Origin of the sequence: Nocardioides anomalus (assembly GCF_011046535.1) — a bacterium.
In the GTDB taxonomy this organism is placed as follows: Bacteria; Actinomycetota; Actinomycetes; order Propionibacteriales; family Nocardioidaceae; genus Nocardioides; species Nocardioides anomalus.
Window position 1 is genome coordinate 790,493 of the sequence record NZ_CP049257.1, and the last position, 17,023, is coordinate 807,515.

General features: G+C 74.0%; 21 protein-coding genes and 1 tRNA gene. 13 read left to right on the forward strand and 9 right to left on the reverse strand.

What is annotated here, in order from left to right; translation table 11 throughout:
- Window positions 1-44: 44 nt before the first annotated feature.
- Complete coding sequence (locus tag G5V58_RS04155; protein ID WP_165229017.1) at window positions 45-1,322, forward strand: lipase family protein; 1,278 nt, start codon at window positions 45-47, stop codon at window positions 1,320-1,322.
- A gap of 9 nt (window positions 1,323-1,331) precedes the next feature.
- Window positions 1,332-3,347 carry a penicillin acylase family protein gene (locus tag G5V58_RS04160; protein WP_165229019.1) on the forward strand — a complete coding sequence of 672 codons (2,016 nt, stop codon included), beginning with the start codon at window positions 1,332-1,334 and terminating at the stop codon, window positions 3,345-3,347.
- Here the strand turns inward: G5V58_RS04160 and G5V58_RS04165 are convergent.
- Window positions 3,322-4,218 (reverse strand): bifunctional helix-turn-helix transcriptional regulator/GNAT family N-acetyltransferase, encoded by an 897-nt coding sequence (locus tag G5V58_RS04165; protein ID WP_165229021.1) that lies wholly within the window; start codon window positions 4,216-4,218, stop codon window positions 3,322-3,324. The two genes, G5V58_RS04160 and G5V58_RS04165, sit on opposite strands and share 26 nt — an antisense overlap.
- A gap of 104 nt (window positions 4,219-4,322) precedes the next feature.
- Between G5V58_RS04165 and G5V58_RS04170 the strand changes: the two genes are divergently transcribed.
- From G5V58_RS04170 to G5V58_RS04180, 3 genes are all read left to right on the forward strand, one after another.
- A complete protein-coding gene (locus G5V58_RS04170) occupies window positions 4,323-4,463 on the forward strand; it encodes a hypothetical protein (RefSeq protein ID WP_165229023.1) in 141 nt (46 codons plus the stop codon).
- Between the two features lie 87 nt (window positions 4,464-4,550).
- Window positions 4,551-4,802, forward strand: coding sequence for a virulence factor (locus G5V58_RS04175; RefSeq protein ID WP_230487070.1), 252 nt, complete (start codon window positions 4,551-4,553; stop codon window positions 4,800-4,802).
- Window positions 4,799-5,683 (forward strand): homocysteine S-methyltransferase family protein, encoded by an 885-nt coding sequence (locus G5V58_RS04180; RefSeq protein ID WP_230487071.1) that lies wholly within the window; start codon window positions 4,799-4,801, stop codon window positions 5,681-5,683. Before G5V58_RS04175 ends, G5V58_RS04180 begins: the two co-directional genes overlap by 4 nt.
- A 73-nt stretch (window positions 5,684-5,756) precedes the next feature.
- Here G5V58_RS04180 and G5V58_RS04185 read toward each other — a convergent pair.
- Together G5V58_RS04185 and orn are read right to left on the reverse strand one after the other, a co-directional pair.
- Window positions 5,757-5,829 (reverse strand) — tRNA-His (locus G5V58_RS04185).
- 35 nt (window positions 5,830-5,864) lie between these two features.
- Window positions 5,865-6,497 (reverse strand): oligoribonuclease, encoded by a 633-nt coding sequence (orn, locus tag G5V58_RS04190; RefSeq protein ID WP_230487322.1) that lies wholly within the window; start codon window positions 6,495-6,497, stop codon window positions 5,865-5,867.
- Between the two features lie 94 nt (window positions 6,498-6,591).
- On the opposite strand from orn, the gene G5V58_RS04195 reads away from it, so the two are divergent.
- The 4 genes from G5V58_RS04195 to G5V58_RS04210 all read left to right on the forward strand — a co-directional run bounded on the left by G5V58_RS04195 (window position 6,592) and on the right by G5V58_RS04210 (window position 9,675).
- Window positions 6,592-7,089, forward strand: a complete 498-nt coding sequence (locus G5V58_RS04195) for a MauE/DoxX family redox-associated membrane protein (RefSeq protein WP_165229027.1) — start codon at window positions 6,592-6,594, stop codon at window positions 7,087-7,089.
- Window positions 7,090-7,093: 4 nt separating this feature from the next.
- Window positions 7,094-7,834 carry a DsbA family protein gene (locus tag G5V58_RS04200; protein ID WP_165229029.1) on the forward strand — a complete coding sequence of 247 codons (741 nt, stop codon included), beginning with the start codon at window positions 7,094-7,096 and terminating at the stop codon, window positions 7,832-7,834.
- Window positions 7,835-7,847: 13 nt separating this feature from the next.
- On the forward strand, window positions 7,848-8,888 hold the full coding sequence (locus tag G5V58_RS04205; protein ID WP_230487072.1) for an adenosine deaminase: 1,041 nt from the start codon (window positions 7,848-7,850) through the stop codon (window positions 8,886-8,888).
- A gap of 121 nt (window positions 8,889-9,009) precedes the next feature.
- Window positions 9,010-9,675 carry a LuxR C-terminal-related transcriptional regulator gene (locus tag G5V58_RS04210; protein ID WP_165229033.1) on the forward strand — a complete coding sequence of 222 codons (666 nt, stop codon included), beginning with the start codon at window positions 9,010-9,012 and terminating at the stop codon, window positions 9,673-9,675.
- A 32-nt stretch (window positions 9,676-9,707) separates the two neighbouring features.
- Here the strand turns inward: G5V58_RS04210 and G5V58_RS04215 are convergent, their stop codons facing one another.
- Window positions 9,708-10,529 (reverse strand): sigma-70 family RNA polymerase sigma factor, encoded by an 822-nt coding sequence (locus G5V58_RS04215; RefSeq protein WP_165229035.1) that lies wholly within the window; start codon window positions 10,527-10,529, stop codon window positions 9,708-9,710.
- A 177-nt stretch (window positions 10,530-10,706) separates the two neighbouring features.
- Here G5V58_RS04215 and G5V58_RS04220 point away from each other — a divergent pair, with 177 nt between their 5' ends.
- Together G5V58_RS04220 and G5V58_RS04225 are read left to right on the forward strand one after the other, a co-directional pair.
- Window positions 10,707-11,660, forward strand: a complete 954-nt coding sequence (locus tag G5V58_RS04220; RefSeq protein ID WP_165229037.1) for an iron-containing redox enzyme family protein — start codon at window positions 10,707-10,709, stop codon at window positions 11,658-11,660.
- On the forward strand, window positions 11,657-11,857 hold the full coding sequence (locus G5V58_RS04225) for a CDGSH iron-sulfur domain-containing protein (RefSeq protein ID WP_165229039.1): 201 nt from the start codon (window positions 11,657-11,659) through the stop codon (window positions 11,855-11,857). Before G5V58_RS04220 ends, G5V58_RS04225 begins: the two co-directional genes overlap by 4 nt.
- A 22-nt stretch (window positions 11,858-11,879) precedes the next feature.
- On the opposite strand, the gene G5V58_RS04230 is transcribed toward G5V58_RS04225, so the two are convergent.
- On the reverse strand, window positions 11,880-12,518 hold the full coding sequence (locus tag G5V58_RS04230; RefSeq protein ID WP_165229041.1) for a methyltransferase domain-containing protein: 639 nt from the start codon (window positions 12,516-12,518) through the stop codon (window positions 11,880-11,882).
- Window positions 12,515-12,949, reverse strand: a complete 435-nt coding sequence (locus tag G5V58_RS04235) for an SRPBCC family protein (protein ID WP_165229043.1) — start codon at window positions 12,947-12,949, stop codon at window positions 12,515-12,517. The genes G5V58_RS04230 and G5V58_RS04235 overlap by 4 nt, the downstream gene beginning before the upstream one ends.
- A 113-nt stretch (window positions 12,950-13,062) precedes the next feature.
- Here G5V58_RS04235 and G5V58_RS04240 point away from each other — a divergent pair, with 113 nt between their 5' ends.
- A complete protein-coding gene (locus G5V58_RS04240) occupies window positions 13,063-13,272 on the forward strand; it encodes a hypothetical protein (protein WP_165229045.1) in 210 nt (69 codons plus the stop codon).
- Here the strand turns inward: G5V58_RS04240 and G5V58_RS04245 are convergent.
- Both G5V58_RS04245 and G5V58_RS04250 read right to left on the reverse strand, forming a co-directional pair.
- Window positions 13,269-14,861 carry a phytoene desaturase family protein gene (locus tag G5V58_RS04245; protein ID WP_165229047.1) on the reverse strand — a complete coding sequence of 531 codons (1,593 nt, stop codon included), beginning with the start codon at window positions 14,859-14,861 and terminating at the stop codon, window positions 13,269-13,271. The two genes, G5V58_RS04240 and G5V58_RS04245, sit on opposite strands and share 4 nt — an antisense overlap.
- A gap of 7 nt (window positions 14,862-14,868) precedes the next feature.
- A complete protein-coding gene (locus G5V58_RS04250; protein ID WP_165229049.1) occupies window positions 14,869-15,312 on the reverse strand; it encodes an SRPBCC family protein in 444 nt (147 codons plus the stop codon).
- 53 nt (window positions 15,313-15,365) lie between these two features.
- Here G5V58_RS04250 and G5V58_RS04255 point away from each other — a divergent pair, with 53 nt between their 5' ends.
- Window positions 15,366-16,019: an HAD family hydrolase gene (locus G5V58_RS04255; protein WP_165229051.1), complete on the forward strand. Its 654-nt coding sequence runs from the start codon at window positions 15,366-15,368 to the stop codon at window positions 16,017-16,019.
- 13 nt (window positions 16,020-16,032) lie between these two features.
- Here the strand turns inward: G5V58_RS04255 and G5V58_RS04260 are convergent, their stop codons facing one another.
- Complete coding sequence (locus G5V58_RS04260; RefSeq protein WP_165229053.1) at window positions 16,033-16,980, reverse strand: TIGR03557 family F420-dependent LLM class oxidoreductase; 948 nt, start codon at window positions 16,978-16,980, stop codon at window positions 16,033-16,035.
- Window positions 16,981-17,023 lie beyond the last annotated feature (43 nt).

Here is a 17,023-nt window from a genome sequence, read left to right on the forward strand (position 1 = left end):
GACACCGGGAGGGCACCATGATCCGAGCCGTACGACGGACCGCCGTGGCGGTCGCCGTGGCACTGGCGTTGGCGCTGCCGACGGCCGCGCCGAGCCAGGCGGCGGTGCCGCGGCCGCACGAGGACCCCTTCTACGCGTGGAGCGCGTCGGCCCTCCAGGACGTGCCGCGGGGCACCGTGCTGCGGAGCCGGCCGGTGACGGTCGGGGTGCCGGGTGCGGGCCAGGGCGTGGTGCCGGGTGTGCAGCTGCTCTACCGCACCCAGGACGAGCAGGGCCGCCCGAGCGCGACGGTCACGACGGTGCTCAACCCGACGGGGCCGGTCAACGGCGGGCTGGTGGCCTACCTCAGCTTCTACGACGCGCTGGGCGACCAGTGCTCGCCGAGCTACACCCTCCAGGGCGGCGACCCGGGCGCGAGCAACTCCCAGCTGGCGGTCACCGAGGCGGGCCTGGTGGTCGGCCTGGCCGCGCAGGGATACGCCGTGACCGTGCCGGACTTCGAGGGCACCGACCTGCACTGGGTCGCGGGCCACGAGTCGGGCTGGAGCACCCTCGACAGCATCCGTGCGACCGAGAGCTACCTGGGGATGCCGGCCAGCCAGAAGGTCGGCCTCTTCGGCTACTCCGGCGGCTCGATCGCGGGGGAGTGGGCGGCCGAGCTGGCGCCGTCGTACGCCCCTGAGCTCAACCTGGTCGGCGCGGCGGTCGGCGGGCTGCCGGTGCACCTGGCGCACAACCTGAAGTACGTCAACGGCAGCGCCTCGTGGTCCGGGGTCATGCCGGCCGTGCTGGTGTCGCTGGCGCGCGCGTTCGGGATCAAGGTGAACAAGTACGCCAGCCGCTACGGCAAGCAGGTCATGGCCGAGGTGCAGGACCAGTGCATCGGCTCCTTCAACGGCAACTACCCCGGGCTGAAGGTGCAGCAGCTGGTCAAGAAGAAGTACCACCGCTTCCTCAAGATCCGCCCCATCGCCAAGACCATCAACAAGCTGATCATGGGCAGCACGCCGGGCACGCCGCAGACGCCGCTGTTCTTCGGCGTCGGTGACCACGACGGCACCGGCGACGACGTGATGATCAAGGGCGACGTGCAGGGCCTGGCCAAGGAGTACTGCGGCCAGGGCGCGCCCGTGCAGCTGAAGGTCTACCAGGGCGCCGACCACACGACCGCCGGCCTGCAGTTCTTCCCCGAGGCGATGGCCTTCCTCGGCCAGCGCTTCGCGGGCCTGCCGTTCACCGGCAACTGCGACCAGATCCCGCCGGGCAACTCCCTGGCGCCGCTCAAGCTCAGGAAGAAGAAGCGCCACCACCACGCGCACTAGGTTCGCGGGGTGGCCGAGCTCTTCGAGGACGCCTACGGCGTCCCGCACGTCCGCGCGAGCGACGTGCGGGACCTCGCCCGCGGTCAGGGGTACGCCGCGGCGCGGGACCGCGCCTGGCAGCTCGAGCACCAGCGCCGCCGGGCGACCGGGACGGCCGCGGCCGTGCTCGGCGCCGCGCAGCTGCCGTGGGACACCTGGGCCCGCCGCACCCGGATCGTCGACACCGCCCAGCGGGCGCTGGCCGGCTGCGACGCCGAGACCCAGGCCTTCGTGGCCGCCTTCGTCGACGGCGTCAACGCCGGGCTGCACGACGACGCCCCCGAGCTCGAGCGGCTCGCGATCGCACCCGAGCCGTGGGAGCCGTGGACGCCGCTCGCCGTCTTCCACGCCCAGCACCTGCTCTTCGCCAGCACCCCGGCCAAGCTCTGGCACCAGCGCGCCCGCGAGGTCCTGGGCGCCGAGGAGGCGCTGCTGTCGCGCGACCCGGCGTACGTCCCCGGCAGCAACGCCTGGGCCGTCGGCGGCGCGCGCACCCGCAGCGGCCGGCCGCTCATCGGCGGCGACCCGCACCGGGTCTTCGAGTCGCCCGGCGTCTACAGCCAGGTGCGGCTGGCGGTGACCGGTGTCGACGCGCTCGACGTGGTCGGCTTCACCTTCCCCGGCGTCCCGGGCGTCCAGCACTTCGCGCACGCCGGAGAGGTGGCGTGGGCCATCACCAACGCGGTGGCCGACTACCAGGACCTGTACGACGAGTCGCTGGACGACGTCGTCGACGGCCACGAGGAGGTCGTCGAGGTGCGCGGCGCCGACCCGGTGGCCGTCGAGGTCTGGGCCACCGAGCGCGGACCGCTGTTCGAGGTCGACCGGGACGCCGGCCGCGGGACCGCCCTGCGCGACGCGGCCACCGTGCTCGGCGACCTCGGCTTCGACGCCCTGCTCCCGCTGCTGCGCAGCCGGACCGTCGACGACGTCGACCGCGCGCTGGACGCCTGGGTGGCGCCGGTCAACAACGTGGTCATCGCCGACCGCGACCAGGTCCGCTTCCGCTACGCCGGGCGGGTCCCGGTGCGGGCCGAGGCCAACCGCCGCGGCATCGCCGCGGGCCGCGGCGCCGACACCTGGAGCGGCTGGGTCGAGCTGCCGCGCCACGACGTCCCGGCCGACGGCCAGGTCGTCACCGCCAACGAGCGGCGGGGGAGCGAGAGCGACCTGCTCGGCACCGAGTTCGCCCCGCCGCACCGCGCCGACCGCATCGACGCGCTGCTGCGCGACCGCGACGACCTCACCGTCGCCGACCTCGCGGCGATCCACGGCGACTGCGCGGCCCTCACCGCGGTCCCCCTGCGCGACGCACTGCGCGGGGTCGAGGCCACCGGAGCGGGCGAGGAGGTCCGTCAGCGGATCCTGGCCTGGGACGGCGTGATGGCCGCCGACTCCGAGGGCGCCGCGGCGTTCGCGGCCTGGCGCGCCGCGCTCACACACCGGATCTGCGCGGCCGACGCGCTGCGGCCGCTGCTCGACGACACCGTGCGCGGCCCGCTGTTCGCGGCGTACCTCTCGCTGCCGGCCAGCGTCGGCCTGGCCCTCGAGCCGCTGGTCGGCGCGGGCACCGCCTTCGGGGTCGACGTCCGACGCCTGGCCGTCGAGGCCCTGGCCGACGCCGCGGACCACCCGGCCGCGTGGGGCGCCACGCACGTGTTCGCGCCCACGCACGCCTTCGACGTGGCCGACCCCGACCTGGAGCCCCCGGTCGTGCCGGCCACCCCGGTCAGCGGCGACACCGACACCGTGCGCTGCACCGGGTGGCTGCCCGGCGTGACCGACGAGGCCTACCGCGGGTCGGTGGCGCGCTACGTGTGGGACCTGGGCGACCGCGCCCGGAGCGGCTGGGTCGTCCCGATGGGCGCCTCCGGCGACCCGCGCTCACCGCACCACCTCGACCAGCACGAGGCGTGGGCCGAGGCCCGCCTGCTGCCGATCGAGCTGGACTGGGAGCGGCTCACCCCCCGTCCGGGCGGGCGCTAGGGACGGCCTTCTCGAACCACGCCTGGGCGAAGGGGTTGTCGTTGTAGCGCTCGGTGCGGCGGTAACCCGCCCGCTCGTACATCGCGATGGCCTCGGTCAGCGTCCCGTTCGTGTCCAGGCGCACGGTGTGGTGGCCGAGGTCGACCGCGACCTGCTCGAGGTGGCGCAGCAGCCGGGCGCCCAGGCCCGCGCCGCGCCAGTCGGGGTGCACCCACATCCGCTTGACCTCGCCGACGCCGGGCTCCAGCGCCTGGACCCCGCCGCACGCCACCGGCTCGCCGTCGCTGGTCGCCACCACGAAGACCCCGGCCCCCGGCGCCATGGCCCGCTCGTCGTCGGGCTGCCCGGGGTCGAAGCCGAAGCGCTCGCGCAGCTCCTCGAAGTACGCCGACACCGCGGCCCGCGCCTCGGGTGCGGCCGGGTGCACGGTCCGCAGGTCGACCGTCGCGGCCCGGACCAGGAGGTCCGCCGTGGCCAGCGCGGCCACCAGCCGCTCCTGCTGCCGCGGGGTCAGGGGCGCGACCAGGCGCGCGGCCAGCTCCTCGGAGCGGTCGTCGAGCCGGCGCAGGAAACCGCGGCCCTTGCGGGTCAGGGTCACCGTGCGGCGCCGCCGGTCCGCGGGGTCCGGTGCCACCGTGACCAGCTCGGCCTCCTTCAGGCGCCGCAGCAGCCGGGCCAGGTGCCCCGAGTCCAGCCCCAGCCGGGCGCGCAGCCCCCGCACGGTCGCGCCGGCCTCGCCGACCGCGCCGACCTCGAAGGCCAGGCGCGCGGCGCCCAGCGGCAGCCCCAGCCCGAGGAAGGACTCCTCCAGGACCCCGATCCGCTGCGTGTAGGTCCGGTTGAACCGGCGCAGCACCGCCGTCGTGCTCATCCTCTGACTCTAGTCAGAGATCTGGGCGGCTGGCGAGCGCCGTCGCCGGCGCACGACGAACAAGACCCCGTTTGCGACGCACTGTCGCGGGCAACTGGTGGCCCATGACCGACACCGCCCCGCGGACGCCGCACGGCCCCACGCCCCCGGCGCTGCCCTCCATCACCGGCTCGGCCCTGCTGGAGTCGCGACTCCTGCTGGCCGCGGTGCGGCAGACGCTGGCCGCCTGGCTCGTCCGCGGCTGACGCTCCGGTCCGGCCGGCGCCCCGGCTGCGCCTAGGCTCGGTCCGTGACGGAGTACCAGGTGACCACCTGGCGCGAGCTCCCCCTCGATGGTGGCGGCGCGCGCGGGTGACGAGACGGTCAAGGCGGAGCTCGCTCCGCGGTTCCAGGAGGCCATCGACGAGGCCGCGATGCGCCTCGGCGACACGGGCGCCGACGACTACCTCGCGGGATGGCAGCGCACCGCGTGGACCGGCGCGGACGGCAGCCCGGCCGAGGTCCTCGACCGGGTGAGCGCCGAGCTCGACGCGGCGTGGCCCAGCGACCGGATCGCCGATTACCTCGACGGGCTCGGCTCGTGAACCGGCTCGCGGCGCTGCTGGGCAGTGGCCGGCCGGTCCTCTTCGACGGCGGCATGGGCACGCTGCTGCAGGACAGCGGGCTCGAGGACGGCGCCCCCGGCGAGCTGTGGAACCTGGAGAACCAGGACGCGGTCCGCGCGGCCCACGCGGCGTACGCCGAGTCGGGCGCGCAGATCCTCACCACCAACACCTTCGGCGGCACCCGCCCGCGCCTGGACATGCACGGTCTCGGGGACCGGCTGGCCGAGGTCAACCGCAACGCCGCGCGCATCGCCCGCTCGGTGGCCGACGAGCACGGCCTGCTCGTGGCCGGCGACCTCGGGCCCACCGGCGAGCTGCTCGCTCCGCTGGGCGCGATGACGCCCGAGGAAGCGCAGGCCCTCTTCGCCGAGCAGCTCGCGGCCCTGGTCGAGGGCGGCATCGACCTGGTGCTCGTGGAGACGCTCAGCGACCTCGGCGAGGCCGACGCGGCGCTGGCCGCCGCCCGCGCCGTCGCCCCCGACCTGCCCGTCGTGGTGACCATGAGCTTCGACACCAACCTGCGCACCATGATGGGCGTCCGCCCGGCCGACGCGGTGGCCCACCTGGCCGCCGCCGGCGCCGACGCGGTCGGCGCCAACTGTGGCCGCGGTCCCTCCGAGATGGAGGTCATCGCCGGTGAGATGGCCGGCGCCCGCACCGGCGACCTGCTGCTCGTCGCGCAGTCCAACGCCGGTCTGCCGCAGGTCGTCGGCGACCACTTCGAGTACGACGCCACCCCGGACGACCTCGCCGCCCACGCGGCGCGGCTGGCCGAGCTGGGCATCGACCTGGTCGGCGGCTGCTGTGGCTCCACGCCCGCGCACATCGCGGCCATCGGCGCCACGCTCACGCCGGCCTGAGGGCCACCTCGGCCGGAGCGGCGGAGAAGACGACCGAGCCCCGGACGGCGGTGCCGTCCGGGGCTCGTCTCCGGGTGAGTGACGGGACTTGAACCCGCGACATCTGCGACCACAACGCAGCGCTCTACCAGCTGAGCTACACCCACCATCGGCCCCGGGAGTGCCGGAGCCAGCGAGAAGTCTAGGGGAGGTCTGCGGCGGGCGCGGAATCGCCGCCCTGCGCGGGCTCCTCGGGCACCGGCAGGCCGGTCAGGGCGCCGCCGTGGCGCTCGGCGATCGCGCGAGCGGTGTCGCTGTCCGGGCCGGGCGGAGCGACGAAGACCGCGTCGCGGTAGTAGCGCAGCTCCTCGATGCTCTCCTGGATGTCGGCCAGCGCGCGGTGGTTGCCGCGCTTGGTCGGCGCCTGGAAGTACGCGCGGGGGAACCAGCGGCGGGCCAGCTCCTTGATGGAGGACACGTCGACGATCCGGTAGTGCAGGAAGCCCTCGAGCGCCGGCATGTCGCGGCTCAGGAACGCCCGGTCGGTGGCCACGGTGTTGCCGGCCAGCGGGGGGCGGCTGCCGTCGGGGCAGTGCTCCTTGACGTAGGCCAGGACCTGGGCCTCGGCGTCGGCCAGGGTGAGGCCGCCCTCGAGCTCCTCCAGCAGGCCGGAGCGCTCGTGCATGTTCCGGACGAAGTCGCCCATCTGGTCCAGGGCCTCGGCGGGCGGTTTGACGATGAGGTCGACGCCGTCGCCGAGCACGTTGAGGTCGAAGTCGGTGACCAGCGCGGCGACCTCGATCAGGGCGTCGGCGCGCAGGTCGAGGCCCGTCATCTCGCAGTCGATCCAGACCAGTCGTTCCTTCACCCTGCCCACCCTAGTTCCCGTCTCTCAGCGCCGGTTCAGGACCGCTGCCTACCCTGAGGTCGTGAAGGAGTGGGCCGGCACCCTGGCGCGCCTGGTCACCGGGATCGTCTGGATCGTGGCCGGCGGGCTCAAGCTGGCCGACCCGTACGCGAGCGTCGAGGCGGTCCGCGCCTACGACCTGCTGCCCGAGTCGCTGGTGCCGACGGTGGGCCACCTGCTGCCGGTGGTGGAGGTGGTCCTCGGCGCCCTGCTGGTGCTCGGGCTGCTGACCCGCGGCGCGGCCGTGGTCTCCGCGCTGCTGCTGGCGGCGTTCATCGTGGGCATCGCCTCGGTGTGGGCACGCGGGCTCTCCATCGAGTGCGGCTGCTTCGGCGGCGGCGGGGCCAAGGAGGGCGCCGACTCGGCGTACCCCTGGGAGATCGCGCGCGACAGCGGCCTGCTCGTCCTGTCCCTGTTCCTGGTGTGGCTGCGCCGCTCGCGCCTGGCCCTCGATGCCCTCCTCTTCCCCACCCACGACACCGACGTGCACGACGACGACCTCGAGACCGCAGGAGCCTGAGACGATGGCCAGCAAGACCAAGCAGCAGCAGCGCGCCGAGCGGGCGGCGGCCCTCCTCGCCGAGAAGCGGCGCCAGGAGCGCCGCCGACAGCTGTTCGCGGTCGTGGGTGTGGTGGTCGCCATCGCCGTGATCATCGGGGCGGGCTTCCTCATCCAGAGCCTGCGCGACACCTCGGGCGAGGCGGCGACCGCGCCGGGCGGCACGAGCGACGGCGGGTACGGCGTCGTGGTCGGTGACGCGTCCGCGCCGAAGACCGTGACGGTCTACGAGGACTTCCAGTGCCCGATCTGCCACGAGTTCGAGAAGTCCACCCGCGACCAGCTCCGGGCCGCCGTCGACGCGGGGAAGATCAAGATCGACTACCGGATGGTGTCGTTCCTCGACAAGGCCTCCACCAACCAGTACTCCTCGCGCGCCCTCAACGCCGCCGCGGTCGTGCTCGACACCTCGGGGGTCGACACGTTCGTGAAGTACCACGACCTGCTCTTCGACAACCAGCCGGAGGAGGGCGGCCCCGGGCCGAGCAACGACGAGCTGGTGAAGATGGCCGTGCAGGCCGGCGCCGAGGAGTCCGCGGTCAAGGACGGCATCGAGAACGGCGAGTTCGACCAGTGGGTGACCAACACCCGCGACGAGATGTCCAAGAACGGCGTCACCGGCACCCCGACGGTCTTCGTGGACGGCAAGAAGGCCGGCTCGACCCTCGGCGACGCCATCGATGCGGCCCTCGCCGCGGCCGGCTGACACACTCCCAGGCGTGCCGGACCACGCCTCTCCGCTCGACGCGTTCATCCAGGGCCTGCCCAAGGCCGAGCTCCACGTGCACCACGTCGGCTCGGCCTCGGCGCGCATCGTCGGCGAGCTGGCGGCCCGCCACCCCGGCACCGTCCCGACCGACCCCGAGCAGCTCGCGTCGTTCTTCGAGTTCCGCGACTTCGCGCACTTCATCGAGGTCTACCTCGCGGTCGTCGCGCTGGTGCGCACCCCCGAGGACATCCACTACCTGACCTACGAGATCGCGCGCGAGATGGCGACCGAGCAGGGCCTGCGCTACGCCGAGCTCACCTGCACGCCGTACACCTCGGTCCGGCCGGACGACCCCACGATCGGGATGTCGATCGAGGGCTACACCGAGGCGCTGGAGGCGGCGCGGGCCGAGGCCGAGCGCGACTTCGGCCTGGTGCTGCGCTGGGTCTACGACATCCCCGGCGAGTTCGGGCTGCCCGCGGCGGACGCGACCCTCGGCTACGCGCTCGACCACCGTTCGGACGGCCTGGTGGCCTTCGGGCTGGGCGGGCCGGAGATCGGCGTGCCCCGTCCGCAGTTCCAGCCGCACTTCGACCGGGCCCGCGCCGCCGGGCTGCACAGCGTGCCGCACGCCGGCGAGACGACCGGGCCGCAGACCGTGTGGGACGCCCTGCGGCTGCTGGGCGCGGAGCGGATCGGGCACGGCACGTCGGCCGCGCAGGACCCGGAGCTGCTGCGCCACCTGGCCGAGACCGGCGTACCGCTCGAGGTCTGCCCGTCGTCCAACGTCGCCACCCGCGCGGTCGCCTCGCTGGCCGAGCACCCGTTGCCGCTCTTCCGCGACGCCGGGGTCACGGTCACCATCGGCTCGGACGACCCGCCGATGTTCGGCACCAATCTGGTCCACGAGTACGCCGTCGCGGCCGACCTGCTGGGCCTGGACGAGGCCGGGCTGGCCGAGCTGGCGCGCACCGGCGTGCGGGTGTCGTTCGCCCCGGAGGAGATCAAGACGCGGCTGCTGGGCGAGATCGACGCCTACGTGGCGGGCTGAGCCCGGGCACGAACAGGCCCCGCTACCTCATACGCAGCGGGGCCACTCCTGTTCTAGCCGTGGTGGCCACGCGAGCGGGGGAGGGCGACGGCGTGTCGGCCGCCGACTTAGGGTGTGCCCCATGCAGCAAGGACGACCGGTGCGTGTCGCGATCGTCAACGACTACGAGCTGGTGGTCGTGGGCGTCGCCGCCCTGCTCGAACCGTTCCGCGACCGGGTGCGGGTCATCGAGGTGGACAGCAACCTGCCCGTGGTGCGCGAGGTCGACGTGATCCTCTACGACACCTTCGGCCAGGTGCAGGGCAAGGGCGTGGACGTCGACTCGCTGGTCGACGGTGGCCGGGCCAAGGTCGTCATCTACAGCTGGAACCTGCACGCCGAGCTGGTCCAGGAGTCGCTGGAGGCCGGGGCCTCGGGCTACCTGTCCAAGGGCATGGACGCCGAGGAGCTGGTCCGCGCCCTGGAGGCGGTGCACGAGGGGCGTCGGGTGGTGCCCAAGGGTGGCGGGACGGTGAACCCGCGTCCGGAGAGCAGCTACCCGGGCAAGGAGCAGGGGCTGACCGTGCGCGAGTCCGAGATCATCGCCCTCATCACCCAGGGCCTGTCCAACCAGGAGATCGCCGACCGCAGCTACCTCAGCATCAACTCGGTCAAGACCTACATCCGCACGGCGTACCGCAAGATGGGCGTCGAGCGCCGCTCCCAGGCCGTGCTCTGGGGCATCCAGCACGGCTTCCAGCCCGACGTGGTCCGCCACGTCCAGCCGTCCCAGCCCCAGGACGGGTAGCGCGCGGGCCACCCGTCCGGGCGCGGGTCGGATCAGGCGATCTGGGTGCGCAGGTCGCGCAGGATCCGCTCGAGCAGGCGCGAGACCTGCATCTGGGTGACGCCGAGCTCGGTGCCGATGTCCTGCTGGCTGCGGTCCTGGAAGAAGCGCATGTAGATGATGCGCCGGTCCCGCTCGGGCAGCGTGCGCACGACCGGGCCGAGCGTGGCCCGGGCCTCGGCCGCGCTGTGCTCGTCCGCCTCGTGGGGCAGGGCGTCGCCGAGAGTCGGACCGTCGAGTCCGCCGATCGGCCGGTCCAGGGACGGCGGCGCGAAGCAGCCGAAGGACTGGGTCGTCTCGTCGAGCTCCGCGCGAGTGCACTCGAGGTGCGCGCAGAGCTCGTCCTCGCTGGGCTCGCGGCCCAGCTGCTGCTGGAGCGTCTCGGTGCCGCGGCTGACCCGCCACTGCATCTCCTGGAGCCGGCGCGGGGGCCGGACCATCCAGGACTGGTCGCGGAACCAGCGCTGGACCTCACCGCGGATGGTGGGCACGGCGTAGGTCAGGAGGTCGGGGCGGACGGTGGGGTCGAACTTCCGCACGGCCTTGACCAGGCCCTCGTAGGCGGCCTGGTGCAGGTCCTCGACCGCGACGCCACGGCCGCGGTAGCGGTTGGCGACCGCCTCGGCCACGCCGCGGTTGAGCACCACGACCTCGTCGAGGAGCTCGGTGCGCCGGACCGGGTCGGTGGTGGTGGCGTGCGCCTGCGTCAGCAGCTCGTGGGTGAGCCGGCTGCGCTCGGCGCGCGAGGTGGCCTGACTCGTGGCGCGGTTGGTGGCGTGCGTGGTGACGTGGGTGATGGCTTGTGTGGTGCTCACACGGACCCCCTCAGATCAGGGGTGGTGCCACGCCGATGTCTTCAGCGGGGCGTCCCGGCGCGACTGGCCCGGGCTACCCCTCTAGTAGCCCACACGGGCTACTGCTGCTGCTCACCCCCACAGGTGAAACCACCCCTCGGAGTGAGGGACGCCTCATCGAGCGGATACCGACGCCCCGTGACCGCCCTCCCCAAGCCCCGCGGACCCCTCGGCGACCAGGTGCTCGCCGCCCTGCGCGACCTCCCGGAGCGGGAGGTGCCGCGCATCGACACCGAGCCCGAGTCGGCCGACGACGCCGCCCTGACCCTGTGGGTGCTGCAGGAGCTGAGCTTCGGCGGTTTCGACGAGGTCGACGACGGCGCCGAGCGCGAGCCGGAGCTGCTGCGCGTGCGCAAGCGGCTCGAGGACACGCTGGAGGCCTCGCTGCGCGAGCGCTGGCCCGGCGTACCGGACGGGGTGGACCTGGCCAGCGGCTTCTTCGACTGGCTCGACGAGCACGACGGTCCGTCGCTGGCCCGCTTCGTGCAGACCCAGGCGAGCGAGGAGCAGGTGCTCGACCTGTTCCGGGTCCGCTCGATCTACCACCTCAAGGAGGCCGACCCCACGTCGTTCACGGTGCCGCGCCTGCCCAACGTGGTGAAGGCGCCGCTGGTCGAGTTGCAGTACGACGAGTACGGCGTCGGCGACCCGGCTCGCCTGCACGCGCACCTGTGGGCGCGCGGCATGGAGGCCAGCGGGCTGCGCCCCGAGTCCGGCGCGTACGTCGACGAGGCGCCCGCCGAGATCCTCGAGCAGAACAACGCCCTGTCGATGTTCGGGCTCCAGCGCCGCCTCCGCGCCGCGTCGGTCGGCCACCTCGCGGCCTTCGAGGCCACCAGCTCGATGCCGTCGCGCCGGATGGCCCAGGGCCTCGAGCGGCTCGGCTTCCCGGTCGAGATCGTCGGCTACTACACCGAGCACGTCGAGGCCGACGCCGTGCACGAGCAGGTCGCGCTGCGCGACGTGTGCGTCGCGCTGGTGCGCGAGGAGCCCGCCCTCGAGGCCGACGTGTGGTTCGGGGCCTGGGCGTGCCTGGACCTCGAGGACCGCACCGCCCACCGCCTGCTCGCGCAGTGGGGCGTGGCCGCATGAGCGGGCGTCGCGCCGACATCGTGCTCTGCCCCGCCGGGCCGATGCTGCTGCGCGGTCAGCACACGATCACCGACGACGACGGCGTCGAGCACACCACCACCCGGCCGGTCTCGGCCGTGTGCCGCTGCGGCAAGTCCGCCTCCAAGCCGTGGTGCGACGGCACCCACAAGGTGCTGCCCAAGAAGCTCCGGCCCTGAGGACAGGACCCGGTCCGGCGCCCTAGGCGACGAGGTCCTCGAGCCGGTCGATCTGCACGAGGGCGCCGCGCTCGAAGGTGCGGACCTCGACCACCGCCAAGTGGTGGTGGGTCGCGACCAGGCGGCGCACGTCGTCGGCCTGGTCCGGGCCGACCTGCAGCAGCGCGGAGCCGGCCACGACCAGGTGGTCGGCCACGACGTCGAGGCAGCTGCGCACCAGGTCGAGGCCGTCGTCCCCGCCGTCGATGGCGGTGACCGGGTCCTCGGGGAACTCCGCGACGCCCTCGCGGCGCACCCACGGCGGGTCGGCGATGATGACGGCGAACTCCTCGTCCGGCTGCAGCACCTCGTCCATGAGCCCCTCGCGCACGTCGACGCGCTGGCGGGCGTGGGCGGCGTTGCGGCGCAGGTAGGAGCAGGCGACGGGGGAGGCGTCGACGCAGACCAGCGTGCGCGGCGCGAGTGTGGTGGCCAGCAGCCCGATCTGACCGGCCCCGGAGCAGAGCTCGAGCACCGTGCCGGGCGGGGCGAGCCGGATCAGGTCGGCGGCCCAGCGCGACTGCGCGGCGGTCCACGGGCGCGGGGTGAGCACGCGCTCGTCGTACTCGATGCGCAGGCCGCCGAAGTCGACGGTGAGCGGCGCGCTCTCGAGCGTGGTCACAGCTGCTCGAGCCTCTCGGCCATCGAGGCCGCGACCTTGTCGCCGAGGACCTTCAGGGCCGGCGGCAGCAGCGGCTCGGCCAGCTTGGCGGCGCCGGAGGGGTGGAACTCGGCGTGGTAGGTGACCTCGGTGCCGCCCTCGGGCGTGCCGGTGAGGGTGATCGTGTCGTGCAGCCCCACCGAGCCGGCCTCGCCCTCCAGCTCGAGCACCGACTCCTCCTCGCGGCGCACCACGGTGTAGTCGGCCTCGGTCTCCTTGCCCAGGAAGGACGAGACGTTGTGGTACGTCGTGCCCACGCCGCCGTCGCCCGACGTGCGGGTGGTGGAGACCGTGGGCGGGTCCCACTCCTCGGTGGTGGTGAAGTCGGCCAGGTAGGGCCAGACCCTGCTCAGCGGGGTCGACACGGTGATGGTGCGCTCGACGCTGGCCACGGGGTCCTCCTGGGGGCAGACGGCTGGTGCCGGGTGGGTGCCCCCGGACCGGTCCGGCCACGCCCACCCCTTGGGGTGGGACCGCGGGGGTGGAGGCGGGATACCGCCAGCGCATGAGCTGGATCGGCAAGCTGACCGACGCCCTGCGACGCGACCGCACGATGCGCGAGCGCGGTGAGGCCGACGCGCCCACCGACCCCGCGCACGGCACCCGTCCGACCGGCGGGGGCAAGGAGGAGTACGTCGGGCGCGGCGGCGCCGACGAGACCGGCACCGGCGGTCAGGACGTGCCCGACGACCAGGGCGCCGGGCGCGACGCCTAGCGGCTCTTCGTCGAGAGCCGCCCCAGCCGCAGCCGTTCGTGCAGCACGGCCGCGCGGGCGGCGTTGCTGCCGGCCGCGCCGTGCACGCCGCCGCCCGGGTGGGCGGCCGCCGAGCCGAGGTAGAGCCCCGGCACGCCGGTCTCGGCCCGGCCGAGCCCCGGCACGGGGCGGAAGACCAGCTCCTGGTGCAGCTGGGCCGTGCCGCCGTTGACCGCGCCACCGATGAGGTTGGCGTTGCGGGCCTCGAGCTCCCGCGGCCCGAGGGCGCGGCGGGCCAGGACGCGCTCGCCGAACCCCGGCGCCAGCGCCTCCATCCGCGCCTGCATCCGGTCGGCCATCCGCTCCCGGTCGCTCGCGTCCCAGGTGCCCTTGATCGAGCCGTCGCCGGCGTCGCCCCGGAACTCCTGCGGCACGTGCGTGTAGGCCCAGAACGACTCGGTGCCCGCGGGGGAGCGGGTCGGGTCGCTGGTCGTCATCTGCCCGGTGAGCATGAACGGGTCCGCCGGGACGCGCCCCGTCCAGACGGTGTTGAGCGCGTCCTGCATCTGGGTCAGCGAGTCGGCCACGTGCACCGTGCCCGGGGCGTACGCCGGCTCGTTCAGCCAGGGGATCGGGCCGCTCAGGGCCCAGTCCACCTTCACGGTCCCGGGGTCCATCTCGAACTGGCGCATCCCGCGCGCCACCCGCTCGGGCACGTCGCCGGGCGCGAGCAGCCGCCCGTAGAGGTTCGGTGCGGCCACGTCGGCGATGACCGCGCGCCGGGCGCGGACCCGCTCGGTCGGCGTCCGCACCCCGACGGCGCGGCCGCCCTCGACGTCGATGCCGATGACCTCGGCGTCGCACCAGAGCTCACCGCCGCGGGAGGCGAAGCGGCGGGCCAGCGCGCCGGCCAGCTCGCCGGCGCCGCCCTCGGGCACCGGGAAGCCGACGGTCTGGCCGAGCATCGCCAGCAGCAGCCCCATCAGGCCGGAGCCCGGGGCGTCGAGGGGGATGTCCGCGTGGCCGGCGTTGCCCGCCACCAGGACCGTCGGACCGGCGCCGCCGAAGCGGTGCCGCCCCATCTCGGCGGCCGGGGTGAGCAGCGTGCGGACGAAGCGCAGCCCGCCGGCCTTGCGCAGGTTGGCCAGGAGCGACAGCGCGGGGCGCACCGGCGGGAACGGCCGCAGCAGCGCGTGCACGAGGTGCTCGCCGACGGCGTCCCACTCCGCGCACAGCTCCAGCCAGGCCTCGCCGTCGCCGGGGTGCTGGGCGTCGGCCAGCCGGGCGGTGATCTCGCGGTCGCGGTGCAGGATCGCCCAGCTGCCGTCGGGGAACGGGTGGCCGAGCACCGCCGGGGCGTGGCGCCAGCGCAGCCCGTGCTCCTCCAGCCCCAGCGACTGGATGGTCGGCGAGGCCATGGCCAGGGGGTAGAACGCGCTGAAGGTGTCGTGCACGAACCCGGGGTGGACGTCCTCGGCGCTCGCGACCGCGCCGCCGATGGTCGGCTGCGCCTCGAGGACGAGGACCGACCAGCCGCGGTCGACCAGCAGGTTCGCGGCGACCAGGCCGTTCGGGCCGGAGCCCACCACGACCGCGTCGTACGTCGTCACGGGGGCGTCAGACCCGTTGCTGCCGGCGCTCGACCAGGTAGGCGAGCCGGCGCAGCGTCTCGGTGTTGCGCCAACCCAGCACCGGGTCCTGCAGGGGCTTCGGCACCAGTGCGCCGGGACCGTGGGTGGCGACCTCCTCGATGGTGACCTCCGTGCCGGAGGCGTGGGCGACGAGGTGGATGGTCACCTCGGCGGCGCCCGCGGGCCAGCCGTGGGCACGCAGCTTCATCCGCGCGCCCGGGACCGCCTCGAGGACCTCGGTCTCGTCGTCCAGGAGCAGCGGCCAGCTGCCCACCGAGTGGTGCAGCCGGGACCCGGGCTCCGGCCAGGAGTCGTCGACCTCGCGCATCCGGGAGGCCCCGACCACCCACAGCGGGTAGAGCCAGCCGTCGCTCAGCACCTCCCAGACCTGTTCGGGCGTGGCGGACACGATCCGGGTGTTGGAGCTCACGGCTCAGCGGTAACCCCTGCGTGGTCGCCCACGCGTGTGGGCACCGTCGCACCGTGACAGGGACGACGGTCGTGCTCGATGTCGACGGGACGCTGGTCGACACCAACTACCACCACGTCGTGTGCTGGGCGCGCGCGTTCGAGAGCGTCGGCGTCACGGTGCCGCTGTGGCGCGTGCACCGCGCGATCGGGATGGGCGGCGACAAGCTGGTGCCCGAGGTCGCCGGCGACGACGTCGAGCGTGAGCACGGCGAGGCGATCCGCGAGCGGTGGGAGCAGGAGTACGACGCGGTCATGAGCGAGGTCCGGCTGCTGCCCGGGGCCAAGGAGCTGCTGGCCGGGCTCGACGAGCGCGGCGTCGACGTGGCGCTGGCCAGCTCGGCGATCCCGAAGCACGCCGAGCACGGCTTCGACCTGCTCGACGCCCACGACCATGCCGACACCGCGACCACCGCCGAGGACGCCGAGGAGTCCAAGCCCGATCCGCAGCTGGTCGACATCGCCCTCGAGCGGCTCGGCCCCGACGCGGCCTGCATGATCGGCGACTCGGTGTGGGACGTCGAGGCGGCCCGGCGCGCCGGCGTCCCGGCGTACGGCGTGCTGACCGGCGGGACCAGCCGCAGCGAGCTCGAGGAGGCCGGGGCGGTGCGGGTCTACCGCGACGCCGCCGAGCTGCTCGAGCACCTCGACGACTGGCTGCCGTCGTGAGCGGGCGCCGGGCTCAGCGCAGCCGGGGCAGCACGTCGCGGCCGTAGGCCTCGATCATGGCCACGTAGTTCGGCCCCATGTTGGCGACGTACACCTCGTCGTACCCGGCGTCGACGTAGCTCCGTAGCTGCTCGACGTGCTGGTCGACGTCGTTGCCCGCCACGACGCTGTCGGAGACCGCGTCGCGGGTGACCAGCTCGGCGGCCTGCATGAAGTGCTGCGGGGTGGGCAGCACCTGCGAGAGCTCGCCGGGCAGTCCGGAGTTGGCCCAGAGCCGGTAGGCGTGGTCGACGCCCTCGTCACGCGTCTGGGCCCACGCGACCTTCACGCCGCCCTGCGCGGGCTTGCCGCCGGACTGGTCCTTGAAGCCCTGGACCAGCTCGGGGTCGTCCTGGGTGCCGATGTAGCCGTCGCCGATGCGGGCCGCGACCTCGAGCGCCTTCGGGCCGAAAGCCGAGACGTAGATCGCCGGCGGCTCCTCGGGCCGGGTGTAGACGCGCGCGGTGTCGGTCTCGTAGTGCTTGCCGTCCCACGTCACCACCCCGCCCTGCCACAGCTCGCGGATCAGGTCGACGGCCTCCTCGAGCATCTCGAGCCGGGTGTCGGCGGAGGGCCACACGTCGCCGAGGACGTGCTCGTTGAGCGCCTCACCGGTGCCGACCCCGAGCGTGAACCGCCCGCCGGTCTGCACGGCCGCGGTGGCCGCGGCCTGGGCGATGACCGCCGGGTGGATGCGCACCGTCGGGCAGGTCACCGCCGTGGTGATGGGCAGCGACGTCGCCTGGGAGAGCGCGCCGATCATGCCCCAGACGAAGGCGCTCTGGCCCTGCTCGTCGTTCCAGGGGTGGAAGTGGTCGCTGATCCACAGCGCCTCGAACCCGGCCTGCTCGGCGGCGACCGCCTGCTCGACGATCTCGGACGGCGAGTACTCCTCGCAGGACAGGAAGTATCCGAAGCGCATGGGTTCGGAGTACCCGCCGAGCGGTCCCTCACCGTTCACCCCC

Coding starts and splice junctions, on each gene's coding strand:
- G5V58_RS04200 (WP_165229029.1), top strand. CDS start 7,094: ATGGCCAGCAAGACCAAGCAGCAGCAGCGCGCCGAGCGGGCGGCGGCC.
- G5V58_RS04210 (WP_165229033.1), top strand. CDS start 9,010: ATGCAGCAAGGACGACCGGTGCGTGTCGCGATCGTCAACGACTACGAG.
- G5V58_RS04170 (WP_165229023.1), top strand. CDS start 4,323: ATGACCGACACCGCCCCGCGGACGCCGCACGGCCCCACGCCCCCGGCG.
- G5V58_RS04240 (WP_165229045.1), top strand. CDS start 13,063: ATGAGCTGGATCGGCAAGCTGACCGACGCCCTGCGACGCGACCGCACG.
- G5V58_RS04225 (WP_165229039.1), top strand. CDS start 11,657: ATGAGCGGGCGTCGCGCCGACATCGTGCTCTGCCCCGCCGGGCCGATG.
- G5V58_RS04260 (WP_165229053.1), bottom strand. CDS start 16,980: ATGCGCTTCGGATACTTCCTGTCCTGCGAGGAGTACTCGCCGTCCGAG.
- orn (WP_230487322.1), bottom strand. CDS start 6,497: ATGACGGGCCTCGACCTGCGCGCCGACGCCCTGATCGAGGTCGCCGCG.
- G5V58_RS04165 (WP_165229021.1), bottom strand. CDS start 4,218: ATGAGCACGACGGCGGTGCTGCGCCGGTTCAACCGGACCTACACGCAG.
- G5V58_RS04175 (WP_230487070.1), top strand. CDS start 4,551: ATGGTGGCGGCGCGCGCGGGTGACGAGACGGTCAAGGCGGAGCTCGCT.